A 17,022-nucleotide genomic window follows, 5' to 3' on the forward strand; every position below is an offset into this window, starting at 1 on the left:
AGCCCAAGAGATGAAAGCGGGTAGAAAGCCGATGGGCACCCGATGAGTACCCAGCGATGAGCTGTCTGCAAGAGGTCTGACGCCGGAGTGCGCGGACCAAAGAATAAGGAGAACTGTGGCAAAGGTCCGCGTACATGAACTCGCCAAGGAAATCGGCGTGACATCCAAGAAGCTCTTGGAAGTGCTGAAGAAGAATGGCGAATTTGTAACCTCGGCGTCCTCGAGTATCGAGGCGCCCGTCGTGCGTAAAGCACGCGAATATTTTGAAAAGCATCCCGAGGAAGTAAACAAGTCCTCCAAGAAGGGCGCGAAGAAGGCGCCCGCCAAGGCGGAGGGCTCGACGCCCTCGGCCGCAAAGCCCGCCGATAAGGCCACGCACGCCCAGCCTGCGCGGCCCGAAGGGGCGAAGTCTGCCCCGACCCCGGCGGCGATGGCTCCAAAGCCCGTCAAGCCTTCCAAGCCGGCCCCCGCCCCGCGGGCCTCCGCCGACGCGCAGGAGGCTCCCGCCGAGAAGGCTGCCCCGAAGCCGGCAGAAAAGGCCGCTCCGAAGCAGGCCAAGCAGCGTACGATCGCGACGCCGGGCGAGGCGGCGAGGTCCGCCAAGGCTGCCCGCGAGGCCGCTCCGCCGCGCCCCCAGCCGCGCCGCGGCGGTCCGCGCCCCGGCAACTCCCCGTTTGCTTCCAAGCAGGGGATGGGGCGCCCGCGCCCCGGCAACTCCCCGTTTGCCCCCAAGCAGGGCATGCGCTCCGATTCGGCCAAGAAGACCCCGAAGCCCGCCGGCGGCTCGCGCCCGTCGCCGAACATGATGCCCGAGCGGATCAAGACTGATGCGAACCGTAGCCGTGGCCGCGGCAGGCCCGCCGGCACCGGCAACACTTTCGGCTCCGGCAACAACCAGCGCGGGGGCGGCTTCGTCCGCTCCGGAGGCAAGGCTCGCGGCGGCTCCACGGCCGGCGCGTTCGGTAAGCGCGGAGGCGGTAGCCGGCGCAAGTCGCGGCGGATGAAGCGCCAGGAGTGGGAGGAGCAGCAGAATCCGATGGTCGCCGGCATCTCGGTGCCGCGCGGCAACGGCCAGACCGTGCGCGTGCGCGCGGGCTCCTCGCTGGCTGACTTCGCCGAGCGCATCGACGCCGATCCCGCGGCGCTCGTGACAGTCCTGTTCCGGATGGGTGAGATGGCCACGGCGAACCAGTCCCTTGACGAGGACACGTTCCAGCTGCTCGGCGCCGAGCTTGGCTACGACATCAAGATCATGAGCCCGGAGGACGAGGATCGCGAGATCCTTGAGGCCTTCGACATCGACCTAGAGGCCGAGCGCGAGGATGCCGACCCGGAGGATCTGCTTCCCCGTCCGCCCGTCGTCACCGTCATGGGCCACGTCGATCACGGTAAGACCAAGCTGCTCGACGCCATCCGCAACGAGGACGTGGCGCTCGGCGAGGCCGGCGGCATCACCCAGAACATCGGCGCCTACCAGACGCACGTGGATGTTGAGGGCGAGCGCCGCGCGATCACCTTCATCGACACCCCCGGCCACGAGGCGTTCACGCAGATGCGTGCGCGCGGCGCGAACATCACCGATGTGGCCATCCTCGTGGTGGCCGCGAACGACGGCGTCATGCCACAGACGGTTGAGGCGCTCAACCACGTGCAGGCGGCGAACGTTCCGATCGTGGTGGCCGTCAACAAGATTGACGTGGAGGGGGCCAACCCGGCCAAGGTCCGCGCGCAGCTGACCGAGTACGGCCTGGTGGCGGAGGACTACGGCGGAGACGTCCCGTTCGTGGATATCTCGGCCAAGCAGCGCATCAACATCGGTGAGCTCCTGTCCACCGTCGTGGCGACTTCGGACATCCTCGTGGAACCGAAGGCCGACCCGAACAAGCCCGCGCGCGGCGTCGCCATCGAAGCCAAGCTCGACCAGGGCCGCGGCTCGGTCATCACGGCTCTCGTCCAGGACGGCACGCTGCACATCGGCGACTCGATCGTGGTGGGCACGGCCTACGGCCGCGTGCGTGCGATGATCGACGAGAACGGCAACAACGTGGAGGAGGCCGGCCCGTCCCGCCCCGTCCAGGTGCTCGGCTTGACGTCCGTGCCGGGCGCGGGCGACCAGCTCATCGTTGCCGACGACGACCGCACTGCCCGCCAGATCGCCGAGCGTCGCGAGGCGGCCAAGCGTGCCGCCACGCTCGCCAAGCGCCGCAAGCGGATCTCGCTTGAGGACCTCACGGCCGCGATCGAAGAGGGCAAGGTTGAGACCCTCAACCTCATCATCAAGGGCGACTCCTCCGGTTCGGTCGAGGCCCTCGAGGCCAGCCTCCTCGACATCGAGGTGGGCCAGGGCGAGGTCGAGCTGCAGGTCATTCACCGCGGCGTGGGTGCCGTCACCCAGTCGGATGTGGACCTGGCGAGCGTGGACAACGCCGTCATCATCGGCTTCAATGTTCGCCCCGCCGAGCGGGTGCAGGAGCTGGCCGAGCAGGAAGGCGTGGAGATGAAGTTCTACAACGTCATCTACTCCGCTATCGACGAGGTGGAGGCCGCGCTCAAGGGCAGGCTCAAGCCGATTTACGAAGAGGTCGAGGTGGGCACCGCGGAGATCCGCCAGGTGTTCCGCTCGGGCAAGTTCGGCAACATCGCAGGCTCTATCGTGCGCAGCGGCACGATCAACCGCGGCCACAAGGCGCGCCTCGTGCGCGACGGCGTGGTGGTTGCCGCAGACCTGACGATCGAGTCCCTGCGCCGCGAGAAGGATGACGTGACGGTGGTTCGTGAGGGCTACGAGTGTGGTATCACGCTCGGCTACAACGACATCGCCGAGGGTGACATCATCGAGACGTGGGAGATGCGCGAGAAGGCGCGCGACTAGCCAGCGGGGGGCGCCGCTCGGGCGGCGCCCCCGCGGCACCCGCCCGCGCGCAAGAGCAACAAGCAAAGGAAAACCATGGCCAATACACGCGTTGATCGCGTAGCTGACCAGATCCACCAGATCGTGGCCCGCCTCATTGATACCAAACTCAAGGACCCGCGCCTGGGGATGGTGACGGTGACGGACGTGCGGGTGACGGGCGACCTCCAGCACGCCTCCGTGTTCTACACGGTGATGGGCTCGGAGGAGGAACGCCGCCAGTCGGCGCGCGCGCTGGAGTCGGCCAAGGGCATGATCCGCTCGGCGGTAGGTAAGCAGCTGGGCCTGCGCCTGACCCCGACGATCGAGTTCATTCTTGACTCCCTACCCGAGACCTCCCGCACGATGGAGGACCTGCTCGCCGCCGCTCGCAAGCGCGATGAGGAGATCCGCAAGCGAGCCGAGGGGGCCGTGCCGGTGGGCGGGGAAAACCCCTACCGCAGCGCTGCCGAGGCCGAGCAGGCCACCGCGGACGAGTCCGACGGAAGAAGCGCCGAAGCGGCCGGAGCCGAGGGCGAGTAGTGCCCAAAGGTCGGGAGCGAAACCGGCAGCGGGCTATCGCCCGCCTCGCACGGCCGAAGCCGTGGGGCGAATTGCCCCGCGGCCTCGAGCCCTGCGAAGGTTTGCTCCTCATCGACAAGGACCAGGGCGTGACCTCCCACGACATCGTGGGCGCCCTGCGCCGCCTGGGCGCCACGCGCCAGGTCGGTCACGCCGGAACGCTCGACCCGATGGCCACAGGCCTGCTCATTCTTGCCACGGGGCGCCTGACCAAGCTCATCCAGTACCTCGTGGGTGCGGAGAAGACCTACGAGGCACGCATTTGCCTCGGCGTTGGATCAACCACCGACGACGCCGAGGGCGAGCTTTCGGCCGCGGCCCCCGCCACCGCCGACGACCGCGCGATCGACGCCGCCCTCGCATCGCTCACCGGCGACATCATGCAGGTGCCGGCCACCGTCTCGGCCATCAAGGTCGACGGCAAGCGCGCCCATGACCTCGCCCGCGAGGGTGAGAGGGTCGAGCTCGATGCGCGCACCATCCACGTGGCGCGCTTTGCGCGGACCTCGCCCGTGACCCGCGGCGTGACCAAAATCGGCCATGCGGAGGTGCAGGTGGCAGAGTTCGACGTCGTCGTCAGCGCCTCGAGCGGAACCTACGTGCGGGCGCTCGCCCGCGACCTCGGCGTGGCCCTCGGCACCGAGGCCCACCTGACGGCGCTGCGCCGCATTGAGGTCGGGCCGTGGAACGTCACAGACGCGCGAAGCGTCGCCCAGCTGAAGGAATTCGTCGAGGCCGGCCAGGCGCTCCCCGCCACACCGATGGGAGAGGTGTGCCGGCAGATCTTTCCCGTTGTCGAGATCGACCAGGCCGAGGCGCGCGCCCTGCGCAACGGCCTGTTCATTGACAAACGCTCGCCCATCTCGGCAGGCATCCGGAAAGACGTGTGGCCGGCGGCGGCCTTCGCGGGCGATGAGCCGGTCGCGCTCGTCTCGCCGCGGTCGGGCAAGCTCAAGCCAGATTTGCAGCTGAGACGATGATTGCGATCATCACGGGTATCGTCGCGGCGGGCGGGATCGCGTGGCTTGTTGTCCGCAACCGCTCCCTCACCGCCGAGCTGGCCACGGCACGCGCCGAGATCGAGCGCTTCGAGAGCCAACCAGCCATCGTCGCCCATGAGATACGCACGCCGCTCGCCCTGATCGAGGCCTCCGCGGAGCTGCTTGTGGCGCAGAGCCCCGGGCCGCTGAACGACACGCAGATCGGATTCGCCAACACGATCTTCGATAACGCCCAGCAAGCTATCGGGATCGCCGAGAACTCCCTCGTTCAGCGGCGTCTGAAAGACGGTAAGATCCCGCTGCGCTCCGACCTCGTCGACATCCGGGACGTCATCGCCGACGCCGCCCAGTCGCTTCGTCGTACCACCACGGTCCCGATCCTCGTCGACGTGCGAGGCGGGATACTGCCGCTGTACGCGGATGAGCAGCTCATCCGCCAACTCGTGTGGAACCTCGTCAACAACGCCATCCGTCACTCCGAGGGGGAGGACGGCGTGCACGTGCGCGTCTCGCAGGCCGAGGACGGGGGCGCCCTCCTCGAGGTGACCGACCACGGTAACGGCATGGACGACGCGGATCTGGAGCGCTTCTTCACCGCTTTCGCCACCGGCTCGAGCCGCCGGCCGGGGTCCGGCATCGGCATGCTCGTCTCCCAGGAGATCGTCGCCGCGCACGGCGGAAAACTCATGGTTGACACGCGCCCCGATATCGGAACGACTATCGTGGTACTGCTACCGCAGGGGCACCCGGGAGGAGAGGAATGATCACGCCGCGCGTACTCGTCGTCGACGACGAGGCACAGATGCTCGCCATCGTCACCTTCGCCCTCGAAACAAAGGGCTTCACGTGCGTGACGGCCTCGACGGCGGCCGAGGCGTGGAGCAAGCTCATCACCTACGACTTCCACCTGGCCATCCTCGACATCATGCTCCCGCACGGTTCCGGACTTGACCTCACCCGGCGCATCCGCGCGCAGATCGGCGACCTGCCAATCATCCTTCTGACGGCGCGCTCGGACGTGGAGGACCGGATCAAGGGGCTGGAGGCCGGCGCGGATGACTATCTCACCAAGCCCTTCTCTCCCCAGGAACTCGCCCTGCGCGCCCAGGCCCTCCTGCGGCGAAGCTTCCCGGAGGACGACGCGCGTGAAAGCATGGGCGACCTCGCGGTCAACATGGACTTCCTCGAGGCAACATGGCGCGGGCGAAAGCTCAACATCTCCGCCACCGAGGTCCGCCTGCTCGCCACCCTCATCCGTCACGACGGCGAGGTGGTCACCCACCGTCAGTTGCTCAACGAGGCATGGGGCGTGACCGAACAGGCCGGTGGGCGCGAAATGATTAAGACGGCGATTTATCGTGTCCGCAAGACGCTGGAGAAGGCCGAGGTCGGCGTCGTCATTAGGTCACACCGCGCAGAGGGATACTCGCTCGCTCTCGAAAGCTAGACCCCGCGTGAGGGAGAAAAGTAACAACGCTGTCACCAAGCGTGACTTTCGCGCGCCGCGGGCGTTACTGGCGCCCCTTTAGCATGGCTTCATCACCGCAACGATGCGTTTTTGTGAAAGGGAAACCATGGCAAACACCTCCCGCGCTTTGGGAGTGCTCTCCGCACCCCCGGCCGCTCCGCGCCTTCCCGAAGATCGAATCGCGCCAACCTACAGGCGCCTACGCTTCCAGGTCTTCATGGGCATCTTCATCGGCTACGCCGCCTTCTACCTCATCCGTAACAACGTCTCCCTCGTCTCGGGTCTGCTCAAGGAATATGACCTGATGAACACCGTGGGCATCGGCATCGTGGCTAACGCGGTGCTGTTCTCCTACGGCCTGTCGAAGTTCTTCATGGCGATGCTCTCCGACCGAGCAAACGCCCGTTACTTCATGCCGATCGGTCTAGCGCTGTCGGCCATCATCAACATCATCATCTCCTTCGTTCCCTCCATCGTGGGCACGGTGGGTATCTTCGCCACCGTCATGTTCATCAACGGCTGGGCCCAGGGCATGGGCTGGCCGCCCTCGGGCCGCGTCCTCGTCCACTGGTTCTCCACCACCGAGCGCGGCTGGATGACCTCCATCTGGAACACCGCCCACAACGTTGGCGGCGCCGGCCTAGGCTTCCTCGCCGTGTGGGCACTCGATACCTTTGCTACCTCTGACCAGGATTGGACCCCGGCCTTCCGCTACCCCGGATACGTCGCCATCCTGATCGCGATCCTCATCTTCTTCATGATTCGTGACAGGCCCGAGGCCGTTGGCCTTCCGCCGATCGAGGAGTACCGCAACGACCCGGCGAAGGTCGAGTCCACCGAGAAGGGTCTGTCCTGGAAGACGATGCTCTTCAAGCACGTGCTCACCAACCGCGTGATCGTGCTGCTGGCGCTTGCCAACGTCTTCGTCTACACCCTGCGCTACGGCGTGCTGTCCTGGATCCCGGTTTACCTGACCGACGTCATCCACGGCGCCAACATCAAGGATGGCATCATCGGATTCGCCATCTACGAGCTGTCCGGTATTGTCGGCACGCTCCTGTGCGGCTGGCTCTCCGACAAGGTTTTCAAGGGCTGGCGCTCCGGTGCGGGCATGCTCTTCCTCGCCGGCGTGGGCATCGCGCTCGTTGCCTACTGGCAGCTTCCCACCACCGCCCCGATGTGGATGTTCTACGCCCTCATCGCCGTCATCGGCGGCCTTATCTACGGCCCGGTCATGCTGATCGGTCTGCAGGCCATCGACCTCTCCCCGCGTGAGGTGGCGGGCACGGCGGCTGGCTTCACCGGTCTGTTCGGTTACCTGCTCGGCGCTTCCCTCGCCTCCACCGGCGTTGGTCTGCTCATCCACAACTTCGGTTGGAACGTCACTTACGCGACGCTCACCGGCGTGGTCGTTGTCGCCTTCATCCTCATGATGATCGTTGGCAAGGACGAGCGCAAGATGATGGAAGCGCGCGCCGAGCTGCTACGTCTGGAGGGTCGTTCCGAGAACTAAACACCCCTCACTTGCCACATCGCGTGGGGAGAGCATGGCTGTCACTTCGGTGGCAGCTATGCTCGTGTTTATGAACTCCCGCTGGCTGCGCCGTCACTTGTGGTTGATCGTGGTGCCCATCATCGTGGTGGGCATTCTCGGCGTGCTACTGGCCGCGCGCGACCCCGTGCCGGACCTGACGGTCCTGTGTTCGAACAAGGCTGAGGCGTGCGAAGCGGTGGCGGAAGAGTTCGAGGCGACTCGCGGCGTCGACGTCCTCGTGGTCCGCATGCCCACCTCCCAAGCCCTCGCCCGCATTTCCTCCCGGCAGGTCCGCGGCGAGTTTGACCTTTGGATGGGCGGTCCCGCCGAGGCCTACACAGAGGCTGCCCGAGCTGGCCTGCTGCGACCGGTCAGCGTCGAGCCCGCCAACTCCATTCCCGCCGGCTGGAAGGATCCGCAGTTGCGCTGGTTCGGGGTTTACGGCGGCGTGCTCAGCCTGTGCGTGGCCAACGACGCCGTCGCCCCGACCAGCTGGCAAGATCTCACCAACCCCAGGTACCGGCACGCGATTGCGATGCCTAACCCGTCGACGTCGGGAACGGCGGCCACCTACCTGTGGAGCCAGTTCGAGCGGCTCGGTTCTCTGGACGCGGCGCGGGCATACTACACCGCGGTGGGTAAGAACGTAGGCACCTACACCAATTCGGGCACCGTACCGGCTCAGCTCGTGGCGGGTGGTCGGCTCCCCGTCGCCGTCACGTTCGATCCGTATTGCCTGGCCGAGCAGGGGGCCGGCAAGCCCGTCCACCCCGTCTACCTCGACGGCGTCGGTTTCGAGATCGGCTCGGTCGGGGTGCTGGAAGGCACCAAGCGAGCCGAGCTAGCCGAGGCCTTCCTCGCCTACGCGATCTCCGATGACGGCCAGCGAAAGAGCGCTTCCGCCTCCCTCCAGTATCCGACCTCAGCGACGCTTGAGGGTAATCTCCGCACCAGACTCGATGGCTTCGCCACCCCGATTTTTGGTGAGGATATCGCCAGAGCTGGCCGGCACCGGGCGGAGCTGATCGCGCTGTGGGAGAGGGTCTACTTTGGCGGCGACCAGCCCTATGTGGCAAGCCTTCCCCGCAGCGTGGCGATCTCCCTTGCGGCGGGCGCGATATCTGCGGCCTCGGGCATGGCGATGGCTCTCGGATACCGTTTCGGCCGCTTCCGGCGCCTGACCACCCTGCTCGCCCTCGCGCCCTTCCTCTTCCCGCCTGCCACCTGGGCGCTCGCGCTGACCTACCCGCCCTTCTCCCTCGACGCGGACGGCACCGCCATCATCCTCATCGCCAACTCCATCTCGATGGCACCCATCGCCTTCGCGGTTTCGGCGCTCGCGCTGTCCGCCGTCAGCGACCGCCACCTCATCGAAGCCCGTGCTTTGGGGGTGCGCCCGGGCTCGATCCTCGCCAGACTCATCGCCCCGCAGGTCGCCCGCGGCTTTGCCATGGCCACCGCGGTGGTGGGCCTGCTCGCCCTCACGGACCCCTCGCTCACTCTCATCTTCGGCGGAGCCCACCAGTATTTCGCCTCCGAAGTACTCACCGGAATGCAGACTTCCCGGGCGGGGACCGCGGCGGCGGCTCTCCTCATCTCCATCGGCATCGCGGCTCTCGTCTCCCTCCCGCTCAGCCGGGCATTGACGGCGCGCATCGGCCGCAGCGACGTCGTCTCGCTCCCATATCGTCCGACCACCGGCGTGGGGGCCATGCCGCTCGCGCTCGCGGTGCCGCTCGTCGCGCTCGTCGCCATCGTTGCCGCTCACATGGAGTCCCTGAAGCCCTCGCTGACCGTCGCTTCCACGACGACGATTCTCATCCTCGTCGTCACCGCAGCCCTGATCCTCGCCGGACTCGTCGTCATCGCCGTCCGTATTCGGGCGCGGAGCCTGCGCATCGTCGTCTATGTTGCCCTCGTGCTCTTGCTGTCCGCGCAGACCGCCGGGGGAGTGCTCGTCTCGGCGCCGCACCGGGGGTGGCTGGAGTTCGCTGGAACGAGCCTCGCCCCGCCGATCGTGGGTGTGGACTCCGTCTACCAGGGTTTCTTCGGTGTGGCTTTGGCCTACCTGCTCTTCGCTCTCCCGCTGGCCATCCTCGCAATGATCATCATCCGCCTGCGCATTGATCCGCTTGTGACCTCCATGCACGACGCGGGCGCCTACCGTCTGCGTATCGCCGGCGAGCTCTTGCCGGTGGTCGTCCCGTCTATGACTATCGCAGTCGCGCTGCTGACCGGGTTGGTGCTCACCCGCAGCTCGCCGGCCATCTTCATCGACCTTGGCGGCAGGCTTTCCCTGACGCCGCTGATTATCCTAGATCACGTGTCGGCCGCCGAGGACGGCCAGGCCTTTACCCTGAGTATCCTGACCGGGTTGCTCATCGTTGCCCTCGTCGCCGCCGCGGGTGTGCTGTGGGTCCAAGTGAGGAGAAAGCTGTGGAAAAGCTCGTCATTGAACGTCTGAGCGTGGCGCCGATCCTGGCTAACATTTCGTTGACAATTGAGCCGGGGAAGGTCCTCGCGATCGTTGGGCCTTCGGGGTGCGGAAAGTCGACCCTCGTCCACGCCATCGCCGGCGTCGTGCCCTCTACCGGAAGCATCGTCATGGGCGAGGAGCTCAACGGGCTTCCCATGCACCGTCGGCCCACGGGTACGGTCTTCCAAGACTCGGTCCTCTTTCCGGACCACGACGTGTGGGATAACGTCGCCTTCGGCCTCGACGACGCCCGCATGAAGGACTCCCAGCGCCGCGACCTGGTGGATCTCACCCTTGCCCAGCTCAACATCCTCGGTCTGGCCCACATGAACGTCGAGCATCTCTCGGGCGGCCAGGCCCAGCGCGTCGCGCTCGCCCGTACGCTCGTCCGCCGCCCGCGCATTCTCCTCCTTGACGAGCCGCTCGTCCACGTCGATCCCACCCTGCGCGCCTCCATCCAGACCGACATTATCGAGCAGGTTCGCCGCCACCGTCTCGCCACGCTCTACGTCACCCACGACGTCGAGGAGGCATGCCGCCTTGGCGACGTCATGGCGATCATGGATCGGGGCCGAATCCTCCAGTGTGCGAGCCCCGCCGAGCTCTATCGCCAGCCCGCCTCCGCCTTCGCCGCCCGCATGATGGGCATCCCTAACATCCTGTCGGCGAAGATCAACGGTGCCGATCGCGGCGCCGTCCACGTTGAATTCGGGCGGACTTGGCTGACTCTGCCGACCGTCCAGGCGCTTAGCCCCGGCCGGGCCGACGTCGTCGTTCCGCCGGAGACGATCGAGCTCACAGACGCGGGGAAGGGACAGCTCGCGGGTCGCGTCATCAGGTCGATTTTTGCGCGCACGCACATGGAGTACGAGGTCGAGACCCCGGTGGGGACGGTCGTCGTCACCGAGCCGGAGACGACGCACCCGCGTGCGGTGGGCGACGAGCTTGGGCTGAACCTGACCTACTGCTGGTTCATCGCGGATAGCTCTGCGGCCACGACATGAACGGCGTCGTGGCCGGGACGGGCGCGACCGCCTCGAGGATCACGCCTCCAGGTAGCGCCGGCGGCGACGGTGGCCGCTCCCGCCCACGGCAGCCCACGCCCCGGTGGGCGATTTGGTGGCGCAGTCCGCTAGGATAGTGCCCATGAGTGAACATGGATGCGGATGTGGCGGCAAGGGCCATGGCGGGCACGGCCACGGCGGGCACGGTGGCTGCGGATGTGGCGGCAAGGGCAAGCACCACGGCGTGCGCACGGCCAACACCCCCGCGGAGGCCCCGGACGATCGTTCCGAGGGCCGCAACCAGCTGGGCTTGCGCGGGAAGTAAATGAAAGTGTTTCATGGGGCCGAGGACTACGACCTCGGCCCGTCAGTTGTGACTATCGGTATTTTCGACGGCGTTCACCGCGGCCACCACGCGATCCTTTCGGAGACCGTGCGCCAGGCTGAGGAGCGCGGTGTGGTCTCGGTGGGGCTCACCTTTGATCCCCACCCCCTCAACGTCCACCGTCCCGACCTCGACCTCCCGCTCATCTCCACGCTTGAGGACCGCCTCAACATGCTGGAGGCCGCGGGCCTGGACGCCGTCGTCGTGCAAAAGTACGACCTGGACTATTCCATGACGGCGCCCGAAGACTTCATCGACGACGAACTCATCGGCAAGCTCAAGGCGGTCGCCGTCGTCGTCGGACAAGACGTGCGTTTCGGCAAGAATAACACGGGCGATGGCGCACTGCTGTGCGAGTACGGGGCAGATCGCCTCGATGTCACGCTCATTGACGACCTCGGGGGAGCCTCCGGGCGGCGCTACTCCTCGACGTGGGTGCGCGAGCTACTCGAGGCGGGCAACGTGCGTAAGGCAGCGAAGATCCTCGGGCGCCCGCACCGGCTGCGCGGGGTGGTCGAACACGGCTTCAAGCGCGGGCGCGAGCTCGGCTTCCCGACGGCGAACCTGCCCGGCTCGGGGGTGGGCGAGGTGCCGCGCGACGGCGTCTACGCGGGCTGGGTGGTGCGACAGGTGCCGGGCTCGACGGCAACTGTCCACCTGCCCGCCGCAATCTCGATCGGTACGAACCCCCAGTTCGACGGCGAGACGCGTACGGTCGAGGCTCACGTGCTCGGGCGAGCCGACCTCAACCTGTACGGTGAGGAGATCGCGATCGACTTCGTCGACTACGTGCGCCCGATGCTGAAGATGGATTCGGTGGAACAACTGCAGGCCCAGATGGACGAGGATCTGCGCAAGAGCGCCGAAATCCTCGGCGTGCCGGTCTCCTATCGGGTGGACCCGAAGGACGTTACTGCGCGATAACGCATGTGTTGGACCTATTACTGATTCCTGGTCTTCCTAGGTTGGTCGTGTATCGGAGCTTTGGGGGCGCTCCGGGGAACGGAAAGAGCCGGAGCCTTTCAATGATGGAAGCGCCGAGTTTCGGTGCCCTTCTATAGAAATCATCTATCCGATTTTGAAAAGTGGCCCGGTCGCCTTTCTACCTGCGCGACCGGGCCACTTTTCAACTGTCACTGGCAGCAGATGTTGATGATTCCCGTGCGGGGCCTGCCTGCCGCAATCTCTCGTTAACCTTCTCGACGTTGAGCAAGAACAGTAGCCCAAGAATGGCAAGGTTGGCGATAGTAGGGATCCACAGATACATAAACGAAATCATATTCAACGCTGATTGCGTCTGCTCCTGAGCTTGGCCATCATACCCCGATCCGGCAAGGAGCCACCCTGCCACAGCGGTGCCAAACCCGGAACCAATCTTTGTACCGAGCGATGACGCCGAAAACATCATGCCGTCGATCCGCTTCTTCGTGCGCAGATACACGTTTTCGGAAATCTCCGCAATGAGCGCGTTTAGCGTACCCTGCAACGGGCTCATGCCCAGCGAAGCTACACCGGAGAAGAAAAGCATGAGCGGAATCGATCCCATCGCTGCTCCCAGCACAACGCCAAGACGACCGAGCACCGCCACGATATATCCCACAATAGCCACTGGCTGCATACGGCCCACTCTTGCCACCACCATTGGGGTGATCAGAAGCCCAACTATAAGCGGAATGTTGATCGACCACGCGAAAGGTCCGAGCAGATTCGGATCGTCCAAAATGTAGGTCATGAAATAGATGCCGATATTGAGCGTTGCAGTGAAGAATTGCATGAGCACAAAACACACCACAATAATCACGAAGTATCGGTTACCGAGTAGCTTCAGCGATTCTCCGAAGGATAGCTGATCGTCTTTGGAGCTGAACGTGGGATCATCGTTAAGTTCCTCGGGCGGGAGCTCGTGTACAGAGGCCACCGACAGGGTGTTGAAGATAATTCCGACAATTGCATAGAAGATGGCGATGGTGCGCCATGCATCAGCCCCGCCCCCGAGCCACTGGACCATCCCCACGGTCACTGTTTGAATTGTAAGCGACGTGCCGAATGCAAACATGAAGCGGATAGAACCCATCTGCACGCGCTCGGCGCGATTCTTTGTGATCAGTGCAGTCAGAGCGGCGTAGGCAATGTTGTTAGCCGTATAGAATACGGCGTTGAGCGCAGTATAGGCTATGAAGAACCACACGTATTGCGCCGTTTCTCCCATTGAGGGTGGAATAGCGAAAATCGCCACGAGCATGATGGCGCACCCAAAGAATGCGCCAAACATCCACGGTCGAGCCTTCCCCCAGCGTGTCTGGGTCTTATCCATAAGGCGGCCAAAGAATATATCTGAGACGCCATCGAAAATTCGTGCCACCATCATCAGCGTTCCGATAATCCCGGCGTTTAAGCCAACAGTATCGGTGAGATAAATCATCACGAATGCCGAGAGAAGGGCATACACTACGTTTCCAGCGATATCGCCCGATCCGTAGCCGATCTTATTGTACCACTTAAGATAGCGTTTTTCGTTCATCGTTGAACCTTTCCAAGGGTGTTGATGCTCAATACGAGCGCCATATCGAGGTGCCGGGGCACTCGAGAGGCGGGAGCTAGAGACGGGCCACACGATCCTGAGCCAATACCAGCCATCGCGGAATCGATGCACAGCACTGTGCATCCAGCGGGGCGAAGCTCAGTGTTGTGTGTGCATCGGGTGAGTTCTTCTTGAGTGAAGTGTGAGGCGTTGAAAGAAAAGAGATGGTTGCTGGCCACGGCCAAGTTGAGGTCTTCGTGGATCCCTTGAATTTCAAGGTAGTCCACGGAAGAACGCGAGCCGTTTTCTTGGGGCATGATGTAGTCTTCGTGAAGCTCCCCAATCGACATCTGGTAAACCCCGTGTCGCGCTGCCTGGCTCTTATCGATGTAGTTTTCCTGCGGCCCAAGGCCAGCCCACAAAACGCGATCACCCTGCTTAAGGAACATGCGAATTCCAAAGCGAGGCAGATCGGGGAAGTTCTCAGAAACGTCCCCAACGAAACTCAACTCAAGCGAACCATCAGGGCGGACAATCCACGTGAGTCGCCCGCGGATAATCGGCTGAATGGTTGGTGCGACCACGGCGATCTCGGCGGTGAGGCGAATGCCGTCCGTCGTGCGGTCTGCCGTGAAAGAATATGCGTGCGAATAAGCGAGGTGGTATTTGGCACGTATCCACTGCGACTTGACGTACATATCGTTGTCCGTGGGAGCCCGCCAGATATTGAGCTCCATCGGTTTGGAACAAAGATCCTCATCGCGGTAACGGATACTCTCGATCAGACCCGTATCTCGATCGAACTGATAGTGCAGATCCCCGGCGCGCACGGAACAGAATCGTCCCCGGGTTTCAAGAATCGGCTGCTTGTCTCCCGTTTCGGGTGCAACGGCCGAGGGCTTGCTTTTGACCTTCGGTGCACACAGCTCCAGAGCCGCGCGCGTGTGCGCAGTGGCGTTCGGTAAGGCAAACTCGTCAAACCCGAGGCAATGGCCTTCTGATACCAGTGGGGCATCATGAGCTAAAACGCTGAAAACGCGCAGGAAACATCGGCCTACTTCGGGCACGGTGAGAGGGAGCTCCATGCGCGCCGAGGTGCGCGGGGCGATTGATGGACACTGAAGAGCACCGTGTTCCACCACCACGCCATCGCAGATGACCTCATAGCGAAGCCTCGCGAAGTCGGCCGCGTTGAGGTGGTTAGCAGTATTCGTGAGCGTGAGTACCCCTTGACAATAGTCTGCCCTGATCGGACGGTGCACATTCCAGGCCTCGAGAAGCCCGGTGTGTGGCGTTCGATCGGGGCCGACAAGGCCATCGATGCAGAAATTGCCATCGTGAATCTCTTCGCCATGATCGCCGCCGTAGAGATAGGCACCGGCATCCGTTTGCACGGCGTGATCCGCCCATTCCCAGATGAATCCGCCGCACATCCGCTCTTCACGCAGAATCATCTGCCAGTAATCCTCAAGATCTCCTGGGCCGTTACCCATGGAGTGGCAGTATTCTACGAGCAAGAACGGCTTGTCGCCCCAGGTGAGATACTCGGTGATATCCGAAAGCGGGGGATACATGCGGGCGTATACGTCGATGTTGGAGTAGTCGTATGAGCGGTCGGGCGCTCTGTAATACGCCGATTCGTAGTGGGTAAAGCGAGTAGGATCAAGCTCTTTCATCCGCGCGAGGCCAGCTTCGAGCGTTTGACCGTAGGCACACTCGTTTCCAGCAGACCACGAGATAATCGACGGGCGATTCTTCTCAGAATGGATCATCAGCTCAATACGATCCACCACGGCCTCGGTCCACGCGGGATTATCAGCAATGGGCTTGTTCCACTGATGGAAGACATTGGGTTCAGTTTCATCGGCGAGCAGTTGAAGCTGAGTGCCGTGGCTTTCGTTATCTGCCTCGCTCATCACGTAGAAACCGTATTCGTCGCACAGGTGATAGAACTGCGGGCAGTTTGGATAGTGCGATGAGCGGATAGCGTTGATGTTGTGCTCGCGCATCAGTTTCAAATCTCGGCGAATATGATCGAGATCCACCACGGGGCCAGTGCGAGGGTCAGAATCGTGTCGATTTACGCCCTTGATCTTGATGGGGTCGCCATTGACTTTCAACACAGCGTCGGCAATCACTACTTCTCGAATGCCCACCCGATCCGTAATGACTTCGTTAGCGGTGTGCATAATGAGGGTGTAGAGGGAGGGAGTTTCTGGAGTCCACTCGTAGGGCTGGGTGAGATCGGTGTGCCACGTGTGATCGAGGGAGTGAGCCCGAGCGGCAGATCCAGAGGAGCCCGGGGTGAATCGGCCGTGCGCTACAGGCGCGCCCTTCGGATCAATCAGCGTGACGTCCACGCTTCCGGGATCGCCATAGAACCTAGCGTCCACCGTCACTCGCGCTCCATTTTCGGTGAATGAGGTGGTGACGAGGTAATCCTCGACGCCGGCCGCGGCCCTGCTCAGGAGATAGACGTCGCGAATAATGCCGGTGGTGCGAAACTTGTCTTGATCTTCAAGGTAGGTGCCATCGCACCATTTCAGCACGAGCACGTCGAGAGTGTTGGTGCCCTCGATCAGCGCATCGGTGATATCGAATTCGCTTTGCGCGTGGGTTACCTGCGAGTAGCCCACGTACGTGCCATTGATCCAGAGGTAGAAAGCGCTATCTACCCCTTCAAACATGAGATGCGTGCGAGGTGCTGCGCCCTGTTTGATGGAGCGCCTTTCGGTTTGATCTGCGCTAGAAGTCGCGGCGTGCGTGGGCGCATACGTAAACTTCGTGCGGTAGTGGCCAGCGGGGTTTCGTTTTGGCACGTGCGGCGGATCGAGCGGAATGGGATAGCGGATGTTGGTGTATTGGTGCTGGTCGAAGCCGTTGTATTGCCAGGTTCCCGGAACGGGTATCGTGGTGGCAAGCTCCGGGATGGCAAACACGTCTCTATCCAGATCTTGCACGCTTGGGTAGTAGGTGAACTCCCACTCGCCATTGAGTAGCCGGAACCTATCCGACCGGGTGCGCTCGATGTTAATCCTGCCGGCAAGATCGGGTTCGCGCGCGTAAAACTCGGGAGAACATGGGATGTAGTAGGCGCGCGGAGGAAGGGTCTCCTCGTGGAGCACCGCCAGATTGTCGTGGTGTGTGAGCATCTGCATAAC

At 63.6% G+C, this 17,022-nt stretch carries 12 protein-coding genes; 10 read left to right on the plus strand and 2 right to left on the minus strand.

Annotation, left to right across the window (positions count from 1 at the left end; all coding sequences use genetic code 11):
* Window positions 1-115 precede the first annotated feature (115 nt).
* The 10 genes from infB to J2S45_RS04190 all read left to right on the plus strand — a co-directional run bounded on the left by infB (window position 116) and on the right by J2S45_RS04190 (window position 12,264).
* The gene (gene infB / locus J2S45_RS04145; protein WP_307634630.1) at window positions 116-2,872 is read left to right on the plus strand and encodes a translation initiation factor IF-2; all 2,757 of its coding nucleotides are present in this window, start codon (window positions 116-118) and stop codon (window positions 2,870-2,872) included.
* A 75-nt stretch (window positions 2,873-2,947) separates the two neighbouring features.
* Entirely contained in the window at window positions 2,948-3,433 is a 486-nt protein-coding gene (gene rbfA, locus J2S45_RS04150; protein ID WP_307634631.1) for a 30S ribosome-binding factor RbfA, read from the plus strand.
* The gene (gene truB, locus J2S45_RS04155) at window positions 3,433-4,452 is read left to right on the plus strand and encodes a tRNA pseudouridine(55) synthase TruB (protein ID WP_307634632.1); all 1,020 of its coding nucleotides are present in this window, start codon (window positions 3,433-3,435) and stop codon (window positions 4,450-4,452) included. The genes rbfA and truB overlap by 1 nt, the downstream gene beginning before the upstream one ends.
* The gene (locus tag J2S45_RS04160; RefSeq protein ID WP_307634633.1) at window positions 4,449-5,237 is read left to right on the plus strand and encodes a sensor histidine kinase; all 789 of its coding nucleotides are present in this window, start codon (window positions 4,449-4,451) and stop codon (window positions 5,235-5,237) included. The genes truB and J2S45_RS04160 overlap by 4 nt, the downstream gene beginning before the upstream one ends.
* The gene (locus J2S45_RS04165; protein ID WP_307634634.1) at window positions 5,234-5,920 is read left to right on the plus strand and encodes a response regulator transcription factor; all 687 of its coding nucleotides are present in this window, start codon (window positions 5,234-5,236) and stop codon (window positions 5,918-5,920) included. Before J2S45_RS04160 ends, J2S45_RS04165 begins: the two co-directional genes overlap by 4 nt.
* 127 nt (window positions 5,921-6,047) lie before the next feature.
* Window positions 6,048-7,454, plus strand: a complete 1,407-nt coding sequence (locus J2S45_RS04170; RefSeq protein WP_296932155.1) for an MFS transporter — start codon at window positions 6,048-6,050, stop codon at window positions 7,452-7,454.
* 34 nt (window positions 7,455-7,488) lie between these two features.
* Window positions 7,489-9,939: an extracellular solute-binding protein gene (locus J2S45_RS04175; RefSeq protein ID WP_307634635.1), complete on the plus strand. Its 2,451-nt coding sequence runs from the start codon at window positions 7,489-7,491 to the stop codon at window positions 9,937-9,939.
* Window positions 9,912-10,955 carry an ABC transporter ATP-binding protein gene (locus tag J2S45_RS04180; protein WP_307634636.1) on the plus strand — a complete coding sequence of 348 codons (1,044 nt, stop codon included), beginning with the start codon at window positions 9,912-9,914 and terminating at the stop codon, window positions 10,953-10,955. Before J2S45_RS04175 ends, J2S45_RS04180 begins: the two co-directional genes overlap by 28 nt.
* Window positions 10,956-11,097: 142 nt before the next feature.
* Entirely contained in the window at window positions 11,098-11,280 is a 183-nt protein-coding gene (locus J2S45_RS04185; protein ID WP_296932164.1) for a hypothetical protein, read from the plus strand.
* Window positions 11,281-12,264, plus strand: coding sequence for a bifunctional riboflavin kinase/FAD synthetase (locus J2S45_RS04190; RefSeq protein WP_307634637.1), 984 nt, complete (start codon window positions 11,281-11,283; stop codon window positions 12,262-12,264).
* Between the two features lie 202 nt (window positions 12,265-12,466).
* On the opposite strand, the gene J2S45_RS04195 is transcribed toward J2S45_RS04190, so the two are convergent.
* Window positions 12,467-13,861, minus strand: coding sequence for an MFS transporter (locus J2S45_RS04195; protein ID WP_307634638.1), 1,395 nt, complete (start codon window positions 13,859-13,861; stop codon window positions 12,467-12,469).
* A complete protein-coding gene (locus J2S45_RS04200; protein WP_307634639.1) occupies window positions 13,858-17,019 on the minus strand; it encodes a glycoside hydrolase family 2 TIM barrel-domain containing protein in 3,162 nt (1,053 codons plus the stop codon). The genes J2S45_RS04195 and J2S45_RS04200 overlap by 4 nt, the downstream gene beginning before the upstream one ends.
* Window positions 17,020-17,022: the final 3 nt, after the last annotated feature.

The sequence above is a fragment of the Trueperella abortisuis genome (assembly GCF_030811095.1).
Taxonomy (GTDB): Bacteria; Actinomycetota; Actinomycetes; order Actinomycetales; family Actinomycetaceae; genus Trueperella; species Trueperella abortisuis.

Bases quoted from the DNA above. Each gene is read 5' to 3' on its own strand.
- J2S45_RS04175 (WP_307634635.1), top strand. From the start codon at position 7,489: ATGGCTGTCACTTCGGTGGCAGCTATGCTCGTGTTTATGAACTCCCGC.
- J2S45_RS04170 (WP_296932155.1), top strand. From the start codon at position 6,048: ATGGCAAACACCTCCCGCGCTTTGGGAGTGCTCTCCGCACCCCCGGCC.
- J2S45_RS04200 (WP_307634639.1), bottom strand. From the start codon at position 17,019: ATGCAGATGCTCACACACCACGACAATCTGGCGGTGCTCCACGAGGAG.
- J2S45_RS04165 (WP_307634634.1), top strand. From the start codon at position 5,234: ATGATCACGCCGCGCGTACTCGTCGTCGACGACGAGGCACAGATGCTC.
- rbfA (WP_307634631.1), top strand. From the start codon at position 2,948: ATGGCCAATACACGCGTTGATCGCGTAGCTGACCAGATCCACCAGATC.
- J2S45_RS04160 (WP_307634633.1), top strand. From the start codon at position 4,449: ATGATTGCGATCATCACGGGTATCGTCGCGGCGGGCGGGATCGCGTGG.
- J2S45_RS04190 (WP_307634637.1), top strand. From the start codon at position 11,281: ATGAAAGTGTTTCATGGGGCCGAGGACTACGACCTCGGCCCGTCAGTT.
- J2S45_RS04185 (WP_296932164.1), top strand. From the start codon at position 11,098: ATGAGTGAACATGGATGCGGATGTGGCGGCAAGGGCCATGGCGGGCAC.
- J2S45_RS04195 (WP_307634638.1), bottom strand. From the start codon at position 13,861: ATGAACGAAAAACGCTATCTTAAGTGGTACAATAAGATCGGCTACGGA.